Source organism: Streptomyces sp. A0958, from assembly GCF_004795035.1.
Classification (GTDB): Bacteria; Actinomycetota; Actinomycetes; order Streptomycetales; family Streptomycetaceae; genus Streptomyces.
Window position 1 is genome coordinate 225,651 of sequence record NZ_SSBK01000004.1, and the last position, 19,876, is coordinate 245,526.

A 19,876-nucleotide genomic window follows, 5' to 3' on the forward strand; every position below is an offset into this window, starting at 1 on the left:
ATCCCCCTCCCTTGCACGTACGGTGAGCGGTTGGACACGGGACGTGCCCGAATGGCTCACGCCCGCACCGCCGCCCCGCCTCCGCCGCGGACCCGCGACCGTCCACTCGGGTGAACCGGGCCGGGCGGCCCGCGCCCGGCTCAGTCCTCGGCCGAACGGGCGGTGGTGAGGACGGAGCGGGCCCACCGGTAGTCCGCCTTGCCGCTGGGGGAGCGCTGGATTCGCGGGGCGATCACCAGGTGCCGGGGGATCTTGTACCCGGCCAGCCGGGTGCGGCAGTGCGCCTGTACGTCGCCGAGCGAGGGCGCGTCGGCCCCCTCCCGCACCTGCACCACCGCCGCGACCCGGTTGCCCCAGCGCGCGTCGGGGGCGCCGGCGACCAGTGCGTCGTACACGTCCGGATGGGACTTGAGCGCCTGCTCGACCTCCTCCGGATACACCTTCTCGCCCCCGGTGTTGATGCACTGCGAACCCCGGCCCAGCACCGTGACGACGCCCTCGGCGTCGACCGTCGCCATGTCCCCGAGCAGCACCCACCGCTCCTCGCCCCTGCGGAAGAACGTCTGCGCCGTCTTGTCCGGGTCGTTGTAGTAGCCGAGCGGTACGTGGCCGCGCTGCGCGATCCGCCCCGGCTCGCCGGGGGCCACCGGTTCGTACGTCGCCGGATCGACCACCGCCGTACGGGAGTTGACCCGCAGCCGGAAGCCCTTCTCCGGCCCGGAGTCGTCGGTCGCGGTGCCGTTGAAGCCGGACTCCGACGAGCCGAAGTTGTTCAGCAGCATCACATGGGGCACCAGCGCCTGGAACTCCGCCCGTACCGAGTCCGACATGATCGCGCCCGAACTGGAGACGGAGAACAGCGCCGAGCAGTCGGTGCCTCGCAGCGGGCCCCTCAGCGCGTCGACCAGCGGCCGCAGCATCGCGTCGCCGACCAGCGACACACTGGTGACCTTCTCCTTCTCGATCGTGCGGAGCACCTCGTGCGGCACGAACTTGCGGTGCAGCACGACCCGCTGCCCGAAGTCGAAGGCGATGAACGCGGTGAGCGTCGAGGTGCCGTGCATCAGCGGGGGAGTGGGGAAGAAGGTGATGCCCTCCCCACCGGCCGCCACCCGCTCGGCCAGCTCCTGCGGCCGTTTCACCGGCTCGCCGGTGGGCGCGCCACCGCCGAGCCCGGCGAAGAAGAGGTCCTCCTGGCGCCACATCACCCCCTTGGGCATGCCCGTGGTGCCACCGGTGTAGATGATGAACTGGTCGTCCGCCGACCGTGGCCCGAAGCCGCGCCCGGGGTCCCCGGACGCCTCCGCCGCGGTGAACGCGACGGCGTCCGCCGGGGCCCCGCCCCCGGCCGGCGGGCCCACCCGCACCAGGTGGCGCAGCTTCGGCGCCTGCGGGGCGGCGGCCGCGACGCGCTCGTCGAACTCCCCGTCGTAGACCAGCGCGGCCAGGTCGGCGTCGCGGTAGAGGTAGACCAGCTCCTCCCGCACGTAGCGGTAGTTGACGTTGACCGGGACGATGCGCGCCTTCAGGCAGGCCAGCACCGTCTGGAGGTACTCCACGCCGTTGTACAGGTGCAGTCCCAGATGCTCGCCCGGGCCGATGCCCGCGGCGGCCAGGTGATGGGCGAGGCGGTTCGCGGCGGCGTCGAGCTGCGCGTAGGTGAGCCTGCGCTCGGCACCCGTGCCGGGATGGTCGACGTGGACGAGCGCCTCGCGGTCCGGGACGGCGTCGACCACCGACTCGAACAGGTCGGCAAGGTTGTACTCCACCGTTCCTCCTGACCCCGGTTGCTGAGTGACCCGGCGGTCATTAGAGCGCCGACCGGCACAAGTGTGAAGGGGGCCCGGGCAACAAAACTGACTGGCTGTCAGAAAACTATTGAACTGCCCACCCGTCTACTGCAACCTGTTCTGGGCCGTGTCCGCAAAGTCGCGTCGTACGCCCGAAGGGCGTGGCCTGCGGCGTCTGGTGAGTGCTCTCGGCGTGCCGGCCGGAATCCCTCGCACTGGACGTACTTGGGATTTCGGCCGGTGCGGCGAAGGCACTCACCAGGCGTCGTGGGCCAGGCGGGACTTTGCGGACACGGCCCAGCCTTGAGACGGGAGACGAACCATGGCCGGTACGGAACACCTCACCGTGCGGCGCGAAGGCGCCACACTGGTGCTCACCTTGAACAGGCCCGAGAGCAAGAACGCGCTCTCGTTGCCGATGCTCGTCGGCCTCCACGACGGCTGGCTCGCGGCGGACGAGGACGAGGAGATCCGCTCCGTCGTCCTCACCGGCGCGGGCGGCTGCTTCTGCGCCGGCATGGACCTCAAGGCCCTCGCGGGCGACGGCATGGAGGGCGGGCGCTACCGGGACCGGATGACGGCCGACCCCGATCTGCACTGGAAGGCCATGCTGCGCCACCACCGCCCCCGCAAACCCGTCATCGCCGCCGTCGAGGGCCACTGCGTCGCGGGCGGCACGGAGATCCTGCAGGGCACCGACATCCGCATCGCGGGCGAGAGCGCCGTCTTCGGCCTCTTCGAGGTCCGCCGCGGCCTCTTCCCCATCGGCGGCTCCACCGTCCGGCTGCCCCGCCAGATCGCCCGCACCCACGCCCTCGAAATGCTGCTCACCGGCCGCCCCTACAGCGCCGGTGAGGCAGCCGCGATCGGGCTGATCGGCCGCGTCGTCCCCGACGGCGCCGCCCTCGACGCCGCCCTCGCCGTCGCCGAACAGATCAACGCCTGCGGCCCGCTCGCCGTCGAGGAGGTCAAGGCGTCGGTGTACGAGACGGCCGAGATGACCGAGACCGAGGGCCTGGCCGCCGAACTGAAACGCGGCTGGCCCGTCTTCGCCACAGCCGACGCCAAGGAGGGCGCCCGCGCCTTCGCCGAGAAGCGCCCGCCCGTCTACCGGCGCGCCTGAACCCCTGGAGGCAACCGTGCCCGACATCCTCAGCGCACCGCTGGTCGTCGAATTCCCCTTCACCCGCTCCCTCGGCCCCGTCCAGAGCGCCTTCCTCACCGGGCTGCGCCAACGCACCCTGCTCGGCGTCCGCACCGCCGACGGCAAGGTCCTCGTCCCACCCGTCGAGTACGACCCGGTCACCGCCGAGGAGATCCGCGACCTGGTCGAGGTCGCCCCCACCGGCACGGTCACCACCTGGGCCTGGAACCCCGACCCCCGCCGCGGCCAGCCCCTGGACGCCCCCTTCGCCTGGGTCCTCGTACGGCTCGACGGCGCCGACACCGCGCTCCTGCACGTCCTGGACGCACCCGGCCCCGACGCCGTGCGCACCGGGATGCGGGTACGCGTCCGCTGGGCCCAGGACCGCACAGGCGCCATCACGGACATCGCCTGCTTCGAACCGTACGACGGCGAGCCCGGCACGTCCGCCCCGCACGACGGCACGTCCGCCCCGCACGACGGCACGTTCGCCGACCCCGTCACCGGCATCGTCACGCCCGCCCGCCTCGACTACACCTACTCGCCCGGCCGCGCCCAGAGCGCCTACCTCGAAGCGCTCGAAGGGCGGCGCGTCGTCGGCGAGCGATGCCCCTCCTGCCGCAAGGTGTACGTCCCGCCGCGCGGCGCCTGCCCCACCTGCGGGGTCGCCACCGCCGAACGCGTCGCGGTCGGGCCGCGCGGCACGGTCACCACCTTCTGCGTCGTCAACATCAAGGCGAAGAACCTCGACATCGAGGTCCCTTACGTCTATGCGCACATCGCCCTGGACGGCGCCGACCTCGCCCTGCACGCCCGCATCGGGGGCATCCCGTACGACCAGGTGCGGATGGGGCTGCGCGTCGAACCGGTGTGGTCCGAGGGCAGCCGCCACCCCGACCACTACCGGCCGACCGGCGAGCCGGACGCCGACTACGACACGTACAAGGAGCTGGTCTAGATGCGAGACGTAGCGATCGTCGCGTTCGCGCAGAGCGACCATCAGCGGCGCACCGACGAACTCTCCGAAGTCGAGATGCTGATGCCCGTCCTGCACCGGGTCCTCGACGCGACCGGCCTCAGGACCAGCGACATCGGTTTCACCTGCTCGGGCTCCAGCGACTACCTCGCCGGCCGCGCCTTCTCCTTCACCATGGCCCTCGACGGAGTGGGCGCCTACCCGCCGATCTCCGAGTCCCACGTGGAGATGGACGGCGCCTGGGCCCTGTACGAGGCCTGGGTGAAGATCCGCACCGGCGAGGCGGACACCGCGCTCGTCTACGCGTATGGCAAATCCTCGCCCGGCCAGGTCCGCGACGTCCTCACCCGCCAGCTCGACCCGTACTACGCCGCCCCGCTCTGGCCCGACTCCGTCGCCCTCGCCGCGCTCCAGGCGCAGGCGCTCATCGACGCCGGTGACACCGACGAGGCCGCGCTCGCCGCCATCGCCGCCCGCAGCCGGCAGGACGCGGCGGCCAACCCGCACGCCCAGCTCAGCGGCCCCGTACCGGCCGGCGACTACCTCGTCCGGCCGCTGCGCACCGGCGACTGCCCGCCCGTCGGCGACGGAGCCGCCGCCGTGATCCTCGCCGCCGGGGACACCGCCCGCGCCCTGTGCGAGCGGCCCGCCTGGATTCGCGGCATCGACCACCGCATCGAGGCCCACAGCCTCGGGGTGCGCGAGCTCACCGCCTCCCCGTCGACCCGCCTCGCCGCCGAACGGGCCGGCGCCTTCGACCGGCCCGTCGACACCGCCGAACTGCACGCCCCCTTCACCTCGCAGGAAGTGGTGCTGCGCAAGGCGCTCGGGCTCGGCGACGACGTCCGGGTCAACCCGTCGGGCGGCGCACTCGCCGCCAACCCGCTGATGGCCGCCGGGCTGATCCGCCTCGGTGAGGCCGCCGCCCGCATCCACCGCGGCGAGTCCGACCGGGCCCTCGCCCACGCCACATCCGGGCCCTGCCTCCAGCAGAACCTGGTCGCCGTCCTCGAAGGGGAGAGTGCACATGCCTAAGGAGCCCGTGGCCGTCGTCGGTATCGGCCAGACCAAGCACGTCGCCGCCCGCCGCGACGTCTCCCTCGCCGGACTCGTCCGCGAAGCCGCGGTCCGCGCCCTCCAGGACGCGGCCCTGACCTGGGCGGACATCGACGCCGTGGTCATCGGCAAGGCACCCGACTTCTTCGAGGGCGTCATGATGCCGGAGCTCTACCTCGCCGACGCCCTCGGCGCGGTCGGCAAACCCATGCTCCGGGTGCACACCGCGGGATCGGTCGGCGGTTCGACGGCGCTCGTCGCCGCGAACCTCATCGCGGCCCGGGTCCACCGCACCGTCCTCACCCTGGCCTTCGAGAAGCAGTCGGAGTCCAACGCGATGTGGGGGCTGTCGCTGCCCATCCCGTTCCAGCAGCCGCTGCTGGCCGGCGCGGGCGGCTTCTTCGCCCCGCACGTGCGCGCCTACATGCGCCGGACCGGCGCGCCGGACACGGTCGGTTCCCTCGTCGCGTACAAGGACCGGCGCAACGCCCTGAAGAACCCGTACGCCCACATCCACGACCGGGACATCACCCTGGAGAAGGTCCAGGCGGCGCCGATGCTCTGGGACCCGGTCCGCTACTCCGAGACCTGCCCCTCCTCCGACGGCGCCTGCGCGATGATCCTGACCGACCGTACGGGGGCGGCCCGTTCACCGCACCCGCCGGCCTGGGTGCACGGGGGCGCCATGCGCAGCGAACCCACCCTCTTCGCCGGCAAGGACTTCGTCTCGCCCCGGGCCGGCCGGGACTGCGCCGCCGATGTGTACCGGCAGGCCGGAATCAGCGACCCGCGCCGGGAGATCGACGCCGTCGAGATGTACGTGCCGTTCTCCTGGTACGAGCCGATGTGGCTGGAGAACCTGGGCTTCGCCGCCGAGGGCGAGGGCTGGAAGCTCACCGAGGCCGGAGTCACCGAACTCGACGGCGACCTCCCGGTGAACCCCTCCGGCGGTGTCCTGTCCGCCAACCCCATCGGCGCCTCCGGCATGATCCGGTTCGCCGAGGCGGCGCTCCAGGTGCGCGGGCAGGCGGGGGAGCACCAGGTGGACGGCGCGCGGCGGGCGCTCGGCCACGCCTACGGCGGCGGGGCGCAGTTCTTCTCCATGTGGCTCGTGGGCGCCGAACCGCCGGCCGGGTGACCCGGGCGCGCCGGGCCGGGGACGCGCGCACCGCCGCCGCCGCGCCCGCGTCGCACGCCACCACGGGCGGCATCGCACCCCGTGGGTAGCGTGGTGGGTGTGACAGCCGAGAGCGATCTTCGAGTCCTGCTGAGCAACCTGCGCCCCGAGCTGCACCCGGGCCGCTACGTCTACGCGACCGCCCCCGACGGTGCCCTGCCGGACGCCGTCACCCCCGTCGTCACCGTCCGGGAGACCGAGGGGCTCACCCTGGTGCTCCCCGAGGCCGAGGCCGCGGTAGCCGGGCTGCCCTACACGTACGTGGCGGGCTGGATCACCCTGCGGGTGCACTCGGCCCTGGAGGCCGTGGGGCTGACCGCCGCCGTCTCGCTCGCCCTGACCGACGCCGGGATCAGCTGCAATGTGGTGGCGGGGTTTCACCACGACCACCTCTTCGTGCCGTACGAACGGGCCGCCGAGGCCGTCACCGCGCTGGAACGGCTGGCCGCGGAGTCGCGCACCGGATGACGGTGTGCCTTCCCGCACGGCACCACCCGGCACCCGGCCGGTGTGCCGTGGTCGAGGGCCCTGCCCGGGCCCGGCTCGGCGAGGTGAGCCAGGACACGTAACATGTCTGCATGTCCTTCCTCCGCCGCCGTAGCGCCGCCACACCCGCGGGCCCCGACTTCGACGTCCTGGCCATGGACCCCGGTGACTGGCCCGGAAACCTCGGCGCCGGTCTGCTGCCCGCCCCCGACGGCAGCTGTCAGGGTGTGTTCCTGCGCTACGACCTGTTCGGCGGCCGCGGCCCCGCGATGATCATCGGCAACCTGCCGGAGGGCTCGCCCGCGCGCGAGACCGAGGAGGGGCAGATCCCCTTCGAGGTGGCCCAGCTGCTGCTCGCCCTGGAGAACGACGAGCCGGTCGAGGTCACCGGCACCGAGGACATGCCCGTGATGCAGGGCGACAACCTGCTGATCGTGCGCCGTGTGAAGCTCTCCGAGAGCCGGATCTCCTGCGTCCAGTTCGACCGCAGCGACGGTGTGCTCGTCACCATCGCCAGCTGGGACCGGCCCATCACCGACGACCTGTACACGCTCCTGAAGCCGCTTCCGGCCGAGCTCTTCCAGCAGGGCTGACCCTGACACCGTCACCGGGCCGCCCGGCCCGGTGATCACACTTCTGTCCAACTGCACGCGGCCTCTGTCCAAGAGGTCGCTTTGTCATGTCCCTTGCCCGGCAAGTCATCGGACCTCTAGCGTCTTCCGGCATGACATCCGGGATGACACGACGTACCACAGTGAAGACGGTGATGGGGGCAACCAGTGCGCTGGCACTGGGAGTTCCCGTACTCTCCGGCACCGCAGCCGCTGTCGGTACCTCCGATGAATCAGCGAACCGTGAGCGAGTGAAGGAGCTGCCGGACCCGGTGCTCCACTACCGTGCCCCGGCCGCCGGCTGGGAGGGCGAGTCCCTGCCCATCGGTGGCGGGGCCCTCGGCGCGAGCATCTGGGGCACGCTCGCCTCCGAACGCATCACCTTCAACGAGAAGACCCTGTGGACCGGCGGCCCCGGCTCCGCCGAGGGGTACGACTTCGGCAACTGGACCGCCCCCAGACCCGGCGCCCTCGACGGTGTGCGCGAACGCCTCGACAGCGCGGGCTCCCTCGGCCCCGACGCCGTGGCCGCCGAACTCGGGCAGGCCCGCCGCGGCTACGGCGCCTACCAGGTCTTCGGGGAGCTGCGGCTCGACATGCCCGGTGCACCGGCCGCCCCCGACGCCTCCTACCGGCGCGCCCTGGACCTGCGCACCGCGCTCGCCACCGTCACCTACACCCACGAGGAGGTCGTCCACACCCGGGAGTACTTCGCCTCCCACCCCGGCGCCGTCATCGGCGGGCGGCTCACCGCGGACCGGCCCGGAAAGGTCACCTTCACCCTGCGCCACACCTCGCCGCGCGACGACTGCACGGCCACCGCGACCGGCGACCGGCTCACCGTACGCGGCGCGCTGAAGGACAACGGCCTGCGCTTCGAGGCCCAGATCCGCGTCCGCACCAGCGGAGGCACGGTCACCGCCAACGCCGGCGGCAGCCTCACCGTCACCGGCGCCGACCGTGCCTGGTTCTTCCTCGCCGCCGGCACCGACTACGCGGACACCTACCCCGCCTACCGGGGCGAGGACCCGCACCGCAAGGTCACGGCCGCCGTCGACGCGGCCGCGTCGACCTCGTACGAGAAGGTCCGCGCCGCCCACACCGGCGACCACCGCGCCCTTTTCGACCGGGTCGTGCTCGACATCGGCCAGCAGCTCCCCGACCTGCCCACCGACCAGCTCCTGAGCACGTACACGGGCGGCTCCGGCGCCGCCGACCGGGCCCTGGAGGCGCTCTTCTTCCAGTACGGCCGCTACCTGCTCATCGCCTCCTCACGGGCCGGGTCACTGCCCGCCAACCTCCAGGGCGTCTGGAACAACTCCACCACCCCGCCGTGGTCCGCCGACTACCACAGCAACATCAACCTCCAGATGAACTACTGGCCCGCCGAGGTCACCAACCTCGCCGAGACCACCGCCCCCTACGACCGCTACGTCCAGGCCATGCGCGCACCGGGCCGGCGTACGGCGAAGGAGATGTTCGGCACCGCCGGCTGGGTCGTCCACAACGAGACCAACCCATTCGGTTTCACCGGCGTCCACGACTGGTCCACCGCCTTCTGGTTCCCCGAGGCCGCCGCCTGGCTCACCCAGCAGATGTACGAGCACTACCGCTTCGGCGGCTCCACCGACTACCTGCGCTCCACCGCCTACCCGGCGATGAAGGAGGCCGCCGAATTCTGGCTGGCCAACCTGCGCACCGACCCGCGCGACGGGCTCCTCGTCGTCACCCCCAGCTACTCGCCCGAGCACGGGGACTTCACCGCCGGGGCCGCGATGTCCCAGCAGATCGTCCACGACCTGCTCACCAGCACCCTGGAGGCCGCCCGCACCCTCGGTGACGCCCCCGCCTTCCGCAGCCGGCTCGAAACGGCCCTGGACCGCCTCGACCCCGGCCTGCGGACCGGGTCCTGGGGGCAGCTCCAGGAGTGGAAGGCCGACCGGGACGACCCGGCCGACACCCACCGCCACGTCTCGCACCTCTTCGCCCTCCACCCCGGCCGTCAGATCGAGGCGGGCACCGCCTGGGCCGAAGCCGCCAAGGTCTCGCTCGGCGCCCGGGGCGACGGCGGCACCGGCTGGTCCAAGGCATGGAAGATCAACTTCTGGGCCCGGCTGCGGGACGGCGACCACGCCCACAAGATGCTCGCGGAACAGCTGAAGGGCTCCACCCTGCCCAACCTCTGGGACACTCACCCCCCGTTCCAGATCGACGGCAACTTCGGCGCAACCTCGGGCATGGCCGAGATGTTGCTCCAGAGCCAGCACGACACCATCGACATCCTCCCCGCCCTCCCGGCCGGCTGGCCCGAGGGGTCGGTGCGCGGACTGCGCGCCCGGGGAGGATTCACCGTCGACATCGAATGGGCCCGGGGCAAGGCCCGCCGTGTGGTGATCACGGCGAGCCGCACCCGCACGGCGACCGTCCGCTCCACGCTGTTCGCGAGCGGCCGGAAGGTCATCCGGGCCCGCGCCGGGCAGCGCTACACGCTGACCCCCGACAGCTGACCGAACAGCGCCGCCACCTGCGCCGCCGAGGTGCCGAGCCCCGTGGGACCGTTCAGGTGCCACGGGGCGGCGGTGCCCCGCCGCAGATCCTCCTCGCGGTAGCGCCGGCAGCCCCGGTGCCAGATCAGGATGCCCGCGAGCCAGTGCTTCAGCTCCTGCACATAGCCCGCGAGCGTTTCCCGCGCCTCCGCACCGAGCCCGAAGTCGTCGTAGAGAACGGGCAGTTCGTTCTCGGCGACATGGAGGAACTGCCGCAGCCGCGACTTCATCAGGTCGTACAGGATCGCCATCCCCGTCGGGTAGTCCACCCCGAAGAAGTTCTGCACCACCAGGACCCCGTTGTGCACCTCACCCTCGTACTCGATCTCCTTCTGGTACGAGAACAGGTCGTTCAGCAGGGCCGCGTAGTCGGCGGCCGCGTTCTCCAGGGAGCGCAGCGGACCGCTCTCGTAGATCTCCTGCGGCACCTTCCTGCCGTGCCCGACCCGGCACAGACTCATCGTCAGGTCCGAGCCGAACGTCATACGCCGCATCTCGACGTAGTCCACCGGGTCGGGAATCCGGTTCTGCGCCTGGTTCGCCAGCTCCCACAGCCAGCTCGCCGTCATGTCCTCCACCGACTTGCGGAACGCACGCCTGCCGTCGCCGTCCATCGGTCCCGCGGTGCGCTCCCACAGGTCGCCCAGCCCGCGCTCCAGCGCGTTGACTGGCTCCGGCGTCGCGCCCCCGTCCAGCGGCATGAACAGCGACAGCCGCTCATTGGCCAGCCGGGCCCCCGCCAGATCACGGCTGCGCCCGTGCACCACGGGGAACCAGTCGTCGCCGTACGTCCCCCAGGCCAGCCACCCCGAGGACAGATCGAGCCCGTCGGGCGTCGCGTCCGGATGGATACCGGCCGCGCACAGCGGCAGGTCGATCGCCCGCAGCCGCTCCTCGTCCCAGATGTGCGAACCCGGCACCCCCGGCTGTGCCTGCAGGATGCCCATCCGGTCCGCCCAGACGACCAGCCGCTCCCGGGCCCCCTCCAGGTGCGGGCTGAGCGTCGTGCCGAACGGCAGGTCGAAGTCGGGCAGCAGGGACGGGCCCACGTGCTGGTAGGGCACATGGCTGTGGCCGCGCAGCCTGGCCGACTCCGAGCGGTTGGTGAACCGGATCGACGCGGCGGCCATCCCGAACCCCGGCGCGGCCTCGGCGGCCCCGCCGTCGTTCATGTAACGGCTGGAGCGCATGTGCCACTCGTGGCCGCCGGACTGCCAGTCCTGCAGCCCCTTGACGTACGCCAGCACCGCCGCCGTCTGCGCCGGGTCCAGGCCCTTGCCGGCGCAGAGCGGCCCCAGCTCGGTCAGCGCCGTGTTCTCGAACTGCTGGAGCCGCGACGTCAGCAGATCGTTCACCGCCTCGGCCGCCTCCTGTGTCGAGCAGTCGAGGAAGCGCTCCAGCACCAGCACACCATTGCTGTTCTCGCCCTCGTCCTCCACCTCGCGCTGGTACGAGAAGAGGTCGTTGCGCAGATGGACACCGTCGGAGAACGCGTCGCGCAGGACACGCAGCGCCCGCTCATCGGCCACCGCCTCCGGCACCTCGGCCCCCGCCGCGTACTCCACCAGCCCCGCCGACCAGGGGGCCCCGCCCACCTTGCGGCGCATCTCGATGTACTCGACGGGGTTCGCGATGCGGCCCTCGTTGATGTTGGCGAGCTCCCACAGCGACTCGTTGAGGAGGTTCCTCGTCGACTCCGCGAACCGCACCCGCCAGGCGTCCGACATCGCGGGCACCGTCCGCGCCCACAGGTCCGCCAGCCCCGCCTCGACCGGATTCTCCGGCTTGGGCGTCGGCGCACCGCGCTCCATCGGCATGAACGCCGGCAGCCGGTCCAGGTAGCGCTTGCCGCCCTCCCGGTCCGGGGTGCGCTTGAACAGCTCCAGGAAGTGGTCGTCGAAGAAGAAGACCCACACGTACCAGTCGGTGACGAGCGACAGCGCCTCGGCCGAGCAGTCGGGATGGGTGTACGCGCACAACAGCGCGTAGTCGTGGGAGTCGAGGTCCTTCTCCTCCCAGATACCGGACCCCTCCAGCATCCCTATGGCCCGCGCCCACGTCTTCGTGTGCTGCCGGGCCTCCTCCACATGGGGGTTGAGACGCGCCGGATACGGAACATAGAAGTCCGGCAGGGTGAACGGCTGAGCCATGTGCGTCCGGCCTTTCCGAAAGCCACCGCGTGGATGTCACGCGCATCGGTCCTGTCGGCGCCAGCACTACCCTTCGGCCGTTCGGGGCACGCACACCCGCCATTAGTCACACCGCAAGAGCGCCCGTTCGAGCGACATACGTGTAAAACCCCGGTAACACGCCACCGCCAGAGGCGCGTCGCTCCCCGCCCTTCGCAGGTCACAGCACCTGTCAGTGGTCTGGTCCAGTGGCTCAACGCGCCGCCGCCGCCGCGCTCTTGACGCCCCTTCACCTCAGGTCACAGAGTGTGCGCGCACGGCCGACAGCGGGACAGGAACACGCACGCATCTCGAAACGAACGGCTCCGGGAGCACCAGGCTCGACGAAGGGTTGTCATGACGTCCAAGCAGAGGACCAGGCTCGCACTCGCCTTCACCACCGCCGGAGCGCTGAGCCTCGCGCTGCTCAGCCCCGCCGCCCGGGCCGGCGCCGACGGGATGCGGCCCGAGTGCCCGCGCGGCCTCGCCTGCGACTGGGTCCCGGCGGCCTACCAGCAGACCGGCGACCCGGCCGACAAGGAGACGTACGGCAACTACGACACCGCGGACCGGCCGCACAGCAACAAGATCGAATTCATCGTGCTGCACGACACCGAGGAGGACTTCGACACCACGCTGAAGATCTTCCAGAACCCGCTGAAGCAGACCTCCGCCCACTACGTGGTGCGGTCCGCCGATGGACACGTCACCCAGATGGTGAAGAACAAGGACGTCGCCTGGCAGGCGGGGAACTGGTACGTCAACAGCCACTCCATCGGCATCGAGCAGGAAGGCGTCGCCGTCGAGGGAGCCACGTGGTACACCCCCGAGATGTACCGCTCGACCGCGGCCCTCGTGCGCTACCTCGCCGCCAAGTACGACATCCCGCTCGACCGCCAGCACATCATCGGCCACGACGGCGTCCCGCCCACCAGCGCCGCCGGCGCCCGGAACATGCACTGGGACCCGGGCACCTACTGGGACTGGAACCGATTCATGGCGCTCCTCGGCGAACCCACCGTGCCGACCGCCCGCAAGGACAGCCGACTGATCACGGTCAGCCCCACGTTCAAGGACAACGAACAGGCCTTCCGCGACTGCGAGAAGGGCGTCGACCTCCCCGTCCAGGGCTCCAGTGCGGTCCCGCTGCACACGGCACCCTCCGACGACGCGCCCCTCTTCTCCGACCCGGGAATCCACCCGGACGGGTCGCCCGGCACCAACTGCGCCGCCGACTGGGGCAGCAAGATCAGCGCCACCCAGCAGGCCGTCGTGGCAGGCCACGCACCCGGCTGGACGGCGATCTGGTGGTACGGCGAGAAGGCCTGGTTCCGCACGCCCGCCCGCACCCGCACCACCACCCCCACCTCCGGCTACGTCGTCCGCCCGAAGACGGGCAAGGCCGAGGTGCCGGTGTACGGGGTGGCGTACCCGGAGAAGTCCGAGTACCCGGCCGACTTCGCGGACCAGCGGGTGGGCACGCCACTCCAGTACACCATCAAGGCCGGCCAGTCCTACCCCGGAGGCGGACAGGCCCCCACCGGCTTCTTCTACGCGCCCACGATCGACGCCTCGTACCCCCTGGACCACGCTTACTTCAAGGGCAAGCAGAAGTACGTGACCGTCCAGATCGGCCACCGCGTCGCCTTCGTGAAGGCCTCCGACGTGGACATCCTGCGCGCACGTTGAACCGGGGGACGGGGACGCGGAACAGCGCGCCGCGGGCCCGGTGTGTCGGCACCGGACCCGCGGCGCGCCCCGTGGGGCCGGTCAGCGCGTGCCGACCGCTGCCCGCACGGCGCTCCGGGCCATCGCGCAGTCGTCGTGCAGCCGGCGCAGCAGCAGCCGCTGCTCCTCGCCGGGCGAGAGCGCGCCCGGCCGGTCCTGCCCCGCCCGGGCGGGACCGGGGTCCCGCATGGCCCGCTGCACGGCCGTCTCGTACGTACGGATCTCCCGGGTGAGCACGAGCATCAGGTTCACCAGGAACGCGTCCCGCGCCGCCGGGCCCGCCATCTGGGCCAGCTTGCTGATCTCACGCCGGGCCACCGGCGCGTCGCCCAGCACGGTCCACAGCGTCGCCAGGTCGTAGCCCGGCAGATACCAGCCCGCGTGCTCCCAGTCCACCAGCACCGGACCGGTGGGCGACAGGAGGATGTTGGAGAGCAGCGCGTCCCCGTGGCAGAACTGCTTCATGCTGTGCCGGCCCCCGGCGTGGGCGAGCCCGTGCAGCAGTTTCTGCAGATCGCCCAGGTCCCGGTCGGTGAAGAGACCCAGCTCGTGGAAGCGGGTGATCCGCGCCGCGTAGTCCAGCGGCTTGTCGAACAGCCCGGTCGGCGGACGCCAGGCGTTGACCCGGGTGATCGCCCCGAGCACCGCCCGCAGATCCGCCCGGGGCGGCGCCTCGGCCGGATGCCTGGTCAGCGCGGCCACCCGGCCGGGCATCCGCTCGATGACCAGGGTGCAGTTCTCGGGGTCGGCGGCGATGAGCCGGGGGGCCCGGACCGGCGGACGGTGCCGGACGAACGCCCGGTATGCCGCTATTTCGTGCCGGAACCGCTCCGACCACGCGGGGGAGTGGTCCAGTAAACACTTGGCGACCGCCGTCGCGCGCCCCGTCGATCCGACGAGCAGCACCGAACGCCCGCTGCGCCGCAGCACCTGCACCGGGTTGAACTCCGGGCAGATCCGGTGCACGGACGCGATCACCATCCTCAGCTGGGCGCCCTGCGGGCCCGACAGGTCCAGCCGCCCGCTGAGCGAAGGGGCACCCGGCCCCGCCGCGCGCCGGGGCCGCCCGATGCCGGGCGCCGGGACGGTGGCGCGGGGGTCGAGGTACGGTCCGCCGCCCGCTCCGAGGGGACGCAGCGGCCGGGGCGGGGCGGACACGGAGGACGATGCTGTGTACATGGGCTGGACAGATCCCTTCGTGCGCCGACAAGTTGCGTGCGCCGCCCCGGCCGACGGCCGTTCGGCACCCTGGGGAGTACCTAGGGCTGCCGGGCGGGGTTGCGCTTTCCTACCTGACACCGGAGCGCGGGTGGCAGACCATCTGGCGCACCCTGGCGAACCCTGGCGAATAGTCGCAAGGCACCTGACACGGGGTTACTGTCAACACAGCCGAGAACCTGGGGGCTTGACGTGACCGGAGAACCCAACACCCGCCTGTCGGACCTGTTCGGCCTAGCCGGCTGGTCCAAGGGCGAACTCGCGAGAATGGTGAACCGGAAGGCGGCGGCCATGGGCCATCCGCAACTGGCCACCGACACCTCGCGCGTGAGGCGCTGGATCGACATGGGGGAGTCCCCGCGTGATCCCGTGCCCGAGGTGCTGGCTGCCCTGTTCACCGAGCGGCTCGGCCGTGTCGTGACCATCGAGGACCTCGGGTTCGGCCGGCGCGGGCGTGTGGGGAAGCGGCGAGAAGCCGGGACGCAGGACAATCCCGACCAACTGCCGTGGGCGCCCGAGCGGACGGCAGCGGTCCTCACCGAATTCACGGGAATGGACCTCATGCTCAACCGACGCGGCTTGGTGAGCGCGGGCGCCGCGCTCGCCGCCGGCTCCACCATCGCAGGCCCCATGCACGACTGGCTGCACACCGACCCCGCACTGGCCGCCGACGCCCCGCGCGTCGACGGCCCCGTGCACGCGGACCCCGCCGGTTTCGACCGGTACGAGGCCGCTCCCATCGGCTCGGAGGAGATCGAGGCGCTGGAGCGGTCCGTGGAGGTCTTCCGCGCCTGGGATGCCTCCCGGGGCGGCGGCCTACAGCGCAAGGCCGTGGTGGGCCAGCTCAACGAGGTGGGCGGCATGCTCGCCTACCGCCACCCCGACCATCTGCAGCGGCGCCTGTGGGGCGTCGCCGCCAACCTCGCCGTACTCGCGGGATGGATGTCCCACGACGTCGGCCTCGAACCCACCGCCCAGAAGTACTTCGTCATCGCCGCACACGCGGCCCGCGAGGGCGGCGACCGCCCGCGCGCGGGCGAGGCCCTGTCCCGCGCGGCCCGCCAGATGGTCCACCTGGGCCGCCCCGACGACGCGCTGGACCTGATGAAGCTCGCCAAGTCCGGCTCGGGCGAGAGCGTCCTGCCGCGCACCCAGGCGATGCTGCACACCATCGAGGCATGGGCGCAGGCGTCCATGGGCCGGGGCCAGGCCATGCGGCGCACCCTCGGCCGGGCCGAGGAACTCTTCGTCTCGGACAAGGGCGACGTGCAGCCGCTCAGTTGGATGCAGATGTTCGACGAGGCCGACATGCACGGCATGCAGGCCCTGGCCTTCCGTACGCTGGCAGAGCACGATCCCTCGGTCGCGACCATCGCCCAGCGCCACGCGAAGCAGGCGCTCGAACTGCGGGTCAACGGACGCCAGCGGTCCAAGATCTTCGACTACATCTCGCTCGCCTCGGCCTGCTTCATCGCCGACGACCCGGAACAGGCAGACCGTTACGCGCGGCTCGCCCTGGTGACGATGGGGGAGACCTCCTCCCACCGGACCTGGGACCGGTTGCGCGAGATGTACCGGCTGACCGGGCAGTTCGCGGGTTACGCCAAGATCGAGGAGCTGCGCCAGGAGATCCAGGTCGCGCTTCCGCAGAAGAGCCGCGTCACGAAGCCGAGGAGTGCGGAGATCTGAGCAGCTCCGGGGTCCGATGAGCCCCGCAGGTCCATGAGCGGCGCGAGCTGATCCGCCGGCGCCTCGGCGAGTTCCGCCGTCGGTTCGCTACGCCCCGACGCGGGCGATCAGCACACACGCGTCGTCCAGTCGCTCGGCCCCGCCGAACTCCTCGACGACGGCCCGGACGCACTCCTGTGCCGAACGGGCCTCGCTGAAGCGTGGCGCCAGGGCGAGCAGCGTCTCCGTGCCCGGGTGTGCACCGCCGCGCCCGTCGGCCCTGTCCCGGGCCAGCCCGTCGGTGTACAGCACCAGCACGTCACCGGGCAGCAGACGCGCCTCGTCCTGCTCGTAGGCGACCCCGGAGGCCGCTCCGAGCAGCACCCCGTCCGGCGGGGGGAGCGGGCGCCCGGTCCCGTCGCGGAAGAGCAGTGGCGCGGGGTGCCCGGCCTGTGCCCAGTCCAGGGTGCGTGTCCGCGGGTCGAAGCGGCAGCAAACGGCACTGCCCAGAGCGGGCTGAATGGAGGTTTCCAGTAACTGGTTGAGGTGGCCCAGCAGCGCCCCGGGTTCGACGCCGGCCACCGCCATGCCGCGCAGGGCGCCCAGGACCACCGCCATCGCGGAGGTGGCCTGGATGCCGTGGCCGGTCAGATCACCGACCGTGAGCAGGGTCCTGCCGTCCGGCAGTTCCATCGCGTCGTACCAGCCGCCGCCGACCAGGGCACTCGTCTCCGAGGGCAGGTAGTGGGCGGCGATGTCCAGGGTGCCGGGGCCGTGGTCCGGGAGCCGCAGGGAGCTCTGCCACGGGGGGAGCACGGCCTCCTTCAGCTCCACCGCGACCCGGCGCTCGGCCCTGGCGATGTGCTGTTCGCGACGCAGGGAGTCATGGGTGCGGCGCACCACCTGCTGGCTGCGCCGCAGCGCGCTGACGTCCCGGATGACCGCCCACATGGAGGCGGTGCAGCCGTCCGTGTCGAGGACGGGTTCGCCCGCCATGTGCAGGGTGCGGATGCGCCCGTCGGGGTGCGTGATGCGGAACTCGCCGTCTATCGGCTTGCCGTCCACCAGGCAGTCCGTCACGAGCGCGGTGAGTAAGGGCTGGTCCTCGGGGAGCAGCAGCGAGGGCAGGTCGTCCAGCGACAGCCCGCCCGCCTCCGGTGCGCGGCCGAAGATCCGGAACAATTCGTCGGACCAGCTGACCTCGTCGGTCAGCAGATTCCATTCGGCGCTGCCCACCCGGCCGATGAGGGGGCCCGAAGCCTCATCGGCGGCGTCCTCCTCGCTCGTACGCGCGGGCGATGCCTGTTCGTCGGCGGGCTCTGCGGGCAGGCCCTCCCTGAGCTGTCCCAGGTGCGTGCCGAGGTCGTCGAGGTGGTGGACCGCCAGGTCACAGAGCGCGCGCTGCCAGCGCATCTGCGGATCGTCCTCGTCGATGCGCACGGCATCGCGCCGCACCGCGTCCACATCGCCGCGCAGCCGACGCGTCCGGTGGATCAACGCGTCGACGGCATCGCGCTCGGGCGGCTGGGGGGCGGGGCGGTCCGCAGAGAGGGGGGACGGCATGTCGTACTCCGATACAGGGCGGTACAACCAGTTCTGAAGGGTGGACCGCATACGACTTTCGCACAGCCGGAAGAGGCCCGTAAGTGATTTGGCAACACTCGATGCGTTCTTGCATCCGGCATATGCCAGCGGCTGACTGTAGCCCATTTTCTTCGAACAGCCTTGCTGTACGCGGTGGTTGGTGCAAGTCAGCGGGTGCGCAGAGGGAGTGGCGGGCGCGCGTGCGCCGCGTTCGCGCGGCGTGCGCGCCGGGCGCCGGGGCATATGCCGGGCGGGGTCGCGGCGGAGGGGGCGGGGCGGGAATGCGTGGCGGCACCCTCGCGTTACACCAGGCAGAACGAAAACGAATCCCGTTCCCACAAGGGTCCTGGGGTTCGTGATCCACGAGTCCGGAGGTGCCCATGGCCCGTAGCGAGATCCGTCCGGTAGTCACGCTCCGCTCGACCGCGGGGACGGGGCAGAGTTACGTGACGCGCAAGAGCCGTCGCAACAACCACGACCGCCTGGTCCTGCGCAAGTACGACCCCGCCGCCGGCCGTCACGTCCTCTTCCGTGAGGAGCGCTGACCGTCCGACCGCCCGTCCGTTCCTGTACCGCGTCAAGGAAGGAATGCTCATGAAGTCCCGAATCCACCCCGTCTCCCGTCCGGTGGTCTTCCGCGACCGTGCCGCCGGGACGGCCTTCCTCACCCGCTCGACCGCCGACTCCGACCGGCGTGTGACGTGGGAGGACGGCCGCAGCTACCCCGTCATCGACGTGGAGACCTCGTCGGCGAGCCACCCGTTCTACACCGGGACCCGGCAGGTCCTGGACACGGAGGGCCGGATCGAGCAGTTCCACCGCCGCTACGGCACCGAGGCGCCCTCCAAGGGTGAGTGAGACGCCCTCCGCCTCCCGGATCGTGCCCTGGATCACAGTTTGGGGCGGGTGTTGCCGGGAACAGCGCGCGATGGTTTATCGTTCACCTATATGTGGATGACGCACTGAGCGCCCACATTCAAGCCGCCCCGGCTGGATTCCCCCGATCCGGCCGGGGCTTCCCCTTGTCCGGGCGCCCGGCCCCGGCGGCACTGTCCTGCCCGTGCCGCGCCACCGTCTCGACCAGCAGCGCGGCCACCGCGAGCGCCGCGGCCGCCACGGCGCCGGTCGCGGGCCAGAGGCGCACCGCCAGGGCGGCGAGCGCCGCCCCCGCCACCACGGCGAGCAGCCGCCCCGCGACCCAGCCGTCACCGACGCGCCACCTCCCCACGGCGAGCCGGCCGATGAGAGAGGTCAGGGTGCCGGTGAAGTAGTTCGTGGGCGTGGCGCGCACCCGTCCCTGAATCCCCATCGCGAGTCCCATGAGCACCAGCAGCCCCAGCCGGGCCGCGTCGGACGTGATCAGCCGCGCCGCCCACAGCGCAGCCCCCGCCGCCAGCAGTACCACCTCCGTCAGCAGCATCACCGACACCCGCCGCCACATCCGCTCGCCCACCACGGCGGCCCCGGCCACCCCGCAGCCGTACGAGAGCAGTGCGGTCACCACGCGCAGCGCCACCCCCTCCTCGCCCGCCCCGGCCGCCGAGGTGCCCAGCAGCACCAGGTTGCCGGTCATCACCCCGGCGAAGACCTGGCCCACACAGATGAAGACGAACGCGTCCGCGGCCCCGGACGCCGCCGACAGCAGCAACAGCACGGTGTGACCGCGCGCGGCCCCCGCCCCCTCGGGGCCGGCCGGATCGGTGGATGACACGGAACGGGGAGTC

The 19,876-nt window shown here is 71.8% G+C and carries 16 protein-coding genes; 11 read left to right on the forward strand and 5 right to left on the reverse strand.

The features are described from left to right. Nucleotides 1-140 precede the first annotated feature (140 nt). Entirely contained in the window at nt 141-1,769 is a 1,629-nt protein-coding gene (locus E6P78_RS06240; protein WP_136202491.1) for an acyl-CoA synthetase, read from the reverse strand. A 343-nt stretch (nt 1,770-2,112) separates the two neighbouring features. Between E6P78_RS06240 and E6P78_RS06250 the strand changes: the two genes are divergently transcribed. The 7 genes from E6P78_RS06250 to E6P78_RS06280 all read left to right on the forward strand — a co-directional run bounded on the left by E6P78_RS06250 (nt 2,113) and on the right by E6P78_RS06280 (nt 9,747). After that, entirely contained in the window at nt 2,113-2,913 is an 801-nt protein-coding gene (locus E6P78_RS06250) for a crotonase/enoyl-CoA hydratase family protein (protein WP_136202492.1), read from the forward strand. A 16-nt stretch (nt 2,914-2,929) separates the two neighbouring features. After that, nucleotides 2,930-3,892, forward strand: a complete 963-nt coding sequence (locus E6P78_RS06255; RefSeq protein WP_136202493.1) for an OB-fold nucleic acid binding domain-containing protein — start codon at nt 2,930-2,932, stop codon at nt 3,890-3,892. Continuing rightward, complete coding sequence (locus E6P78_RS06260) at nt 3,893-4,945, forward strand: thiolase domain-containing protein (protein WP_136202494.1); 1,053 nt, start codon at nt 3,893-3,895, stop codon at nt 4,943-4,945. It abuts the gene before it with no gap. Then, nucleotides 4,938-6,104 (forward strand): thiolase domain-containing protein, encoded by a 1,167-nt coding sequence (locus tag E6P78_RS06265; RefSeq protein WP_136202495.1) that lies wholly within the window; start codon nt 4,938-4,940, stop codon nt 6,102-6,104. Before E6P78_RS06260 ends, E6P78_RS06265 begins: the two co-directional genes overlap by 8 nt. A 99-nt stretch (nt 6,105-6,203) precedes the next feature. Further along, nucleotides 6,204-6,611, forward strand: a complete 408-nt coding sequence (locus E6P78_RS06270; RefSeq protein WP_136202496.1) for an ACT domain-containing protein — start codon at nt 6,204-6,206, stop codon at nt 6,609-6,611. A 110-nt stretch (nt 6,612-6,721) separates the two neighbouring features. Further along, nucleotides 6,722-7,222, forward strand: a complete 501-nt coding sequence (locus E6P78_RS06275; protein WP_136202497.1) for a hypothetical protein — start codon at nt 6,722-6,724, stop codon at nt 7,220-7,222. Between the two features lie 290 nt (nt 7,223-7,512). After that, nucleotides 7,513-9,747, forward strand: coding sequence for a glycoside hydrolase family 95 protein (locus E6P78_RS06280; RefSeq protein ID WP_136202580.1), 2,235 nt, complete (start codon nt 7,513-7,515; stop codon nt 9,745-9,747). Here E6P78_RS06280 and E6P78_RS06285 read toward each other — a convergent pair. Beyond that, nucleotides 9,723-11,936 carry a terpene synthase family protein gene (locus E6P78_RS06285; protein ID WP_136202498.1) on the reverse strand — a complete coding sequence of 738 codons (2,214 nt, stop codon included), beginning with the start codon at nt 11,934-11,936 and terminating at the stop codon, nt 9,723-9,725. The genes E6P78_RS06280 and E6P78_RS06285 overlap by 25 nt on opposite strands. A gap of 375 nt (nt 11,937-12,311) precedes the next feature. Between E6P78_RS06285 and E6P78_RS06290 the strand changes: the two genes are divergently transcribed. Continuing rightward, nucleotides 12,312-13,643, forward strand: coding sequence for a peptidoglycan recognition family protein (locus E6P78_RS06290; RefSeq protein ID WP_136202499.1), 1,332 nt, complete (start codon nt 12,312-12,314; stop codon nt 13,641-13,643). A gap of 81 nt (nt 13,644-13,724) precedes the next feature. On the opposite strand, the gene E6P78_RS06295 is transcribed toward E6P78_RS06290, so the two are convergent. Further along, the gene (locus E6P78_RS06295; protein ID WP_136202500.1) at nt 13,725-14,861 is read right to left on the reverse strand and encodes an aminoglycoside phosphotransferase family protein; all 1,137 of its coding nucleotides are present in this window, start codon (nt 14,859-14,861) and stop codon (nt 13,725-13,727) included. 231 nt (nt 14,862-15,092) lie between these two features. Here E6P78_RS06295 and E6P78_RS06300 point away from each other — a divergent pair, with 231 nt between their 5' ends. Further along, nucleotides 15,093-16,589, forward strand: a complete 1,497-nt coding sequence (locus E6P78_RS06300; protein ID WP_136202501.1) for a hypothetical protein — start codon at nt 15,093-15,095, stop codon at nt 16,587-16,589. 87 nt (nt 16,590-16,676) lie between these two features. On the opposite strand, the gene E6P78_RS06305 is transcribed toward E6P78_RS06300, so the two are convergent. Beyond that, nucleotides 16,677-18,131 carry a SpoIIE family protein phosphatase gene (locus tag E6P78_RS06305; RefSeq protein WP_136202502.1) on the reverse strand — a complete coding sequence of 485 codons (1,455 nt, stop codon included), beginning with the start codon at nt 18,129-18,131 and terminating at the stop codon, nt 16,677-16,679. A 401-nt stretch (nt 18,132-18,532) separates the two neighbouring features. On the opposite strand from E6P78_RS06305, the gene rpmG reads away from it, so the two are divergent. Further along, nucleotides 18,533-18,697, forward strand: coding sequence for a 50S ribosomal protein L33 (rpmG, locus tag E6P78_RS06310; protein WP_136202503.1), 165 nt, complete (start codon nt 18,533-18,535; stop codon nt 18,695-18,697). A 49-nt stretch (nt 18,698-18,746) separates the two neighbouring features. Beyond that, the gene (locus E6P78_RS06315) at nt 18,747-19,010 is read left to right on the forward strand and encodes a type B 50S ribosomal protein L31 (protein ID WP_136202504.1); all 264 of its coding nucleotides are present in this window, start codon (nt 18,747-18,749) and stop codon (nt 19,008-19,010) included. Nucleotides 19,011-19,128: 118 nt separating this feature from the next. Here E6P78_RS06315 and E6P78_RS06320 read toward each other — a convergent pair whose 3' ends face one another. Beyond that, on the reverse strand, nt 19,129-19,800 hold the full coding sequence (locus E6P78_RS06320; RefSeq protein WP_136202581.1) for a YoaK family protein: 672 nt from the start codon (nt 19,798-19,800) through the stop codon (nt 19,129-19,131). Between the last annotated feature and the right edge of the window lie 76 nt (nt 19,801-19,876).

Excerpts from the sequence above, each read along its gene's own strand:
- E6P78_RS06250 (WP_136202492.1), top strand. The coding sequence starts at position 2,113 with ATGGCCGGTACGGAACACCTCACCGTGCGGCGCGAAGGCGCCACACTG.
- E6P78_RS06260 (WP_136202494.1), top strand. The coding sequence starts at position 3,893 with ATGCGAGACGTAGCGATCGTCGCGTTCGCGCAGAGCGACCATCAGCGG.
- E6P78_RS06265 (WP_136202495.1), top strand. The coding sequence starts at position 4,938 with ATGCCTAAGGAGCCCGTGGCCGTCGTCGGTATCGGCCAGACCAAGCAC.
- E6P78_RS06275 (WP_136202497.1), top strand. The coding sequence starts at position 6,722 with ATGTCCTTCCTCCGCCGCCGTAGCGCCGCCACACCCGCGGGCCCCGAC.
- E6P78_RS06285 (WP_136202498.1), bottom strand. The coding sequence starts at position 11,936 with ATGGCTCAGCCGTTCACCCTGCCGGACTTCTATGTTCCGTATCCGGCG.
- E6P78_RS06290 (WP_136202499.1), top strand. The coding sequence starts at position 12,312 with ATGACGTCCAAGCAGAGGACCAGGCTCGCACTCGCCTTCACCACCGCC.
- E6P78_RS06295 (WP_136202500.1), bottom strand. The coding sequence starts at position 14,861 with ATGTACACAGCATCGTCCTCCGTGTCCGCCCCGCCCCGGCCGCTGCGT.
- E6P78_RS06305 (WP_136202502.1), bottom strand. The coding sequence starts at position 18,131 with ATGCCGTCCCCCCTCTCTGCGGACCGCCCCGCCCCCCAGCCGCCCGAG.
- rpmG (WP_136202503.1), top strand. The coding sequence starts at position 18,533 with ATGGCCCGTAGCGAGATCCGTCCGGTAGTCACGCTCCGCTCGACCGCG.
- E6P78_RS06315 (WP_136202504.1), top strand. The coding sequence starts at position 18,747 with ATGAAGTCCCGAATCCACCCCGTCTCCCGTCCGGTGGTCTTCCGCGAC.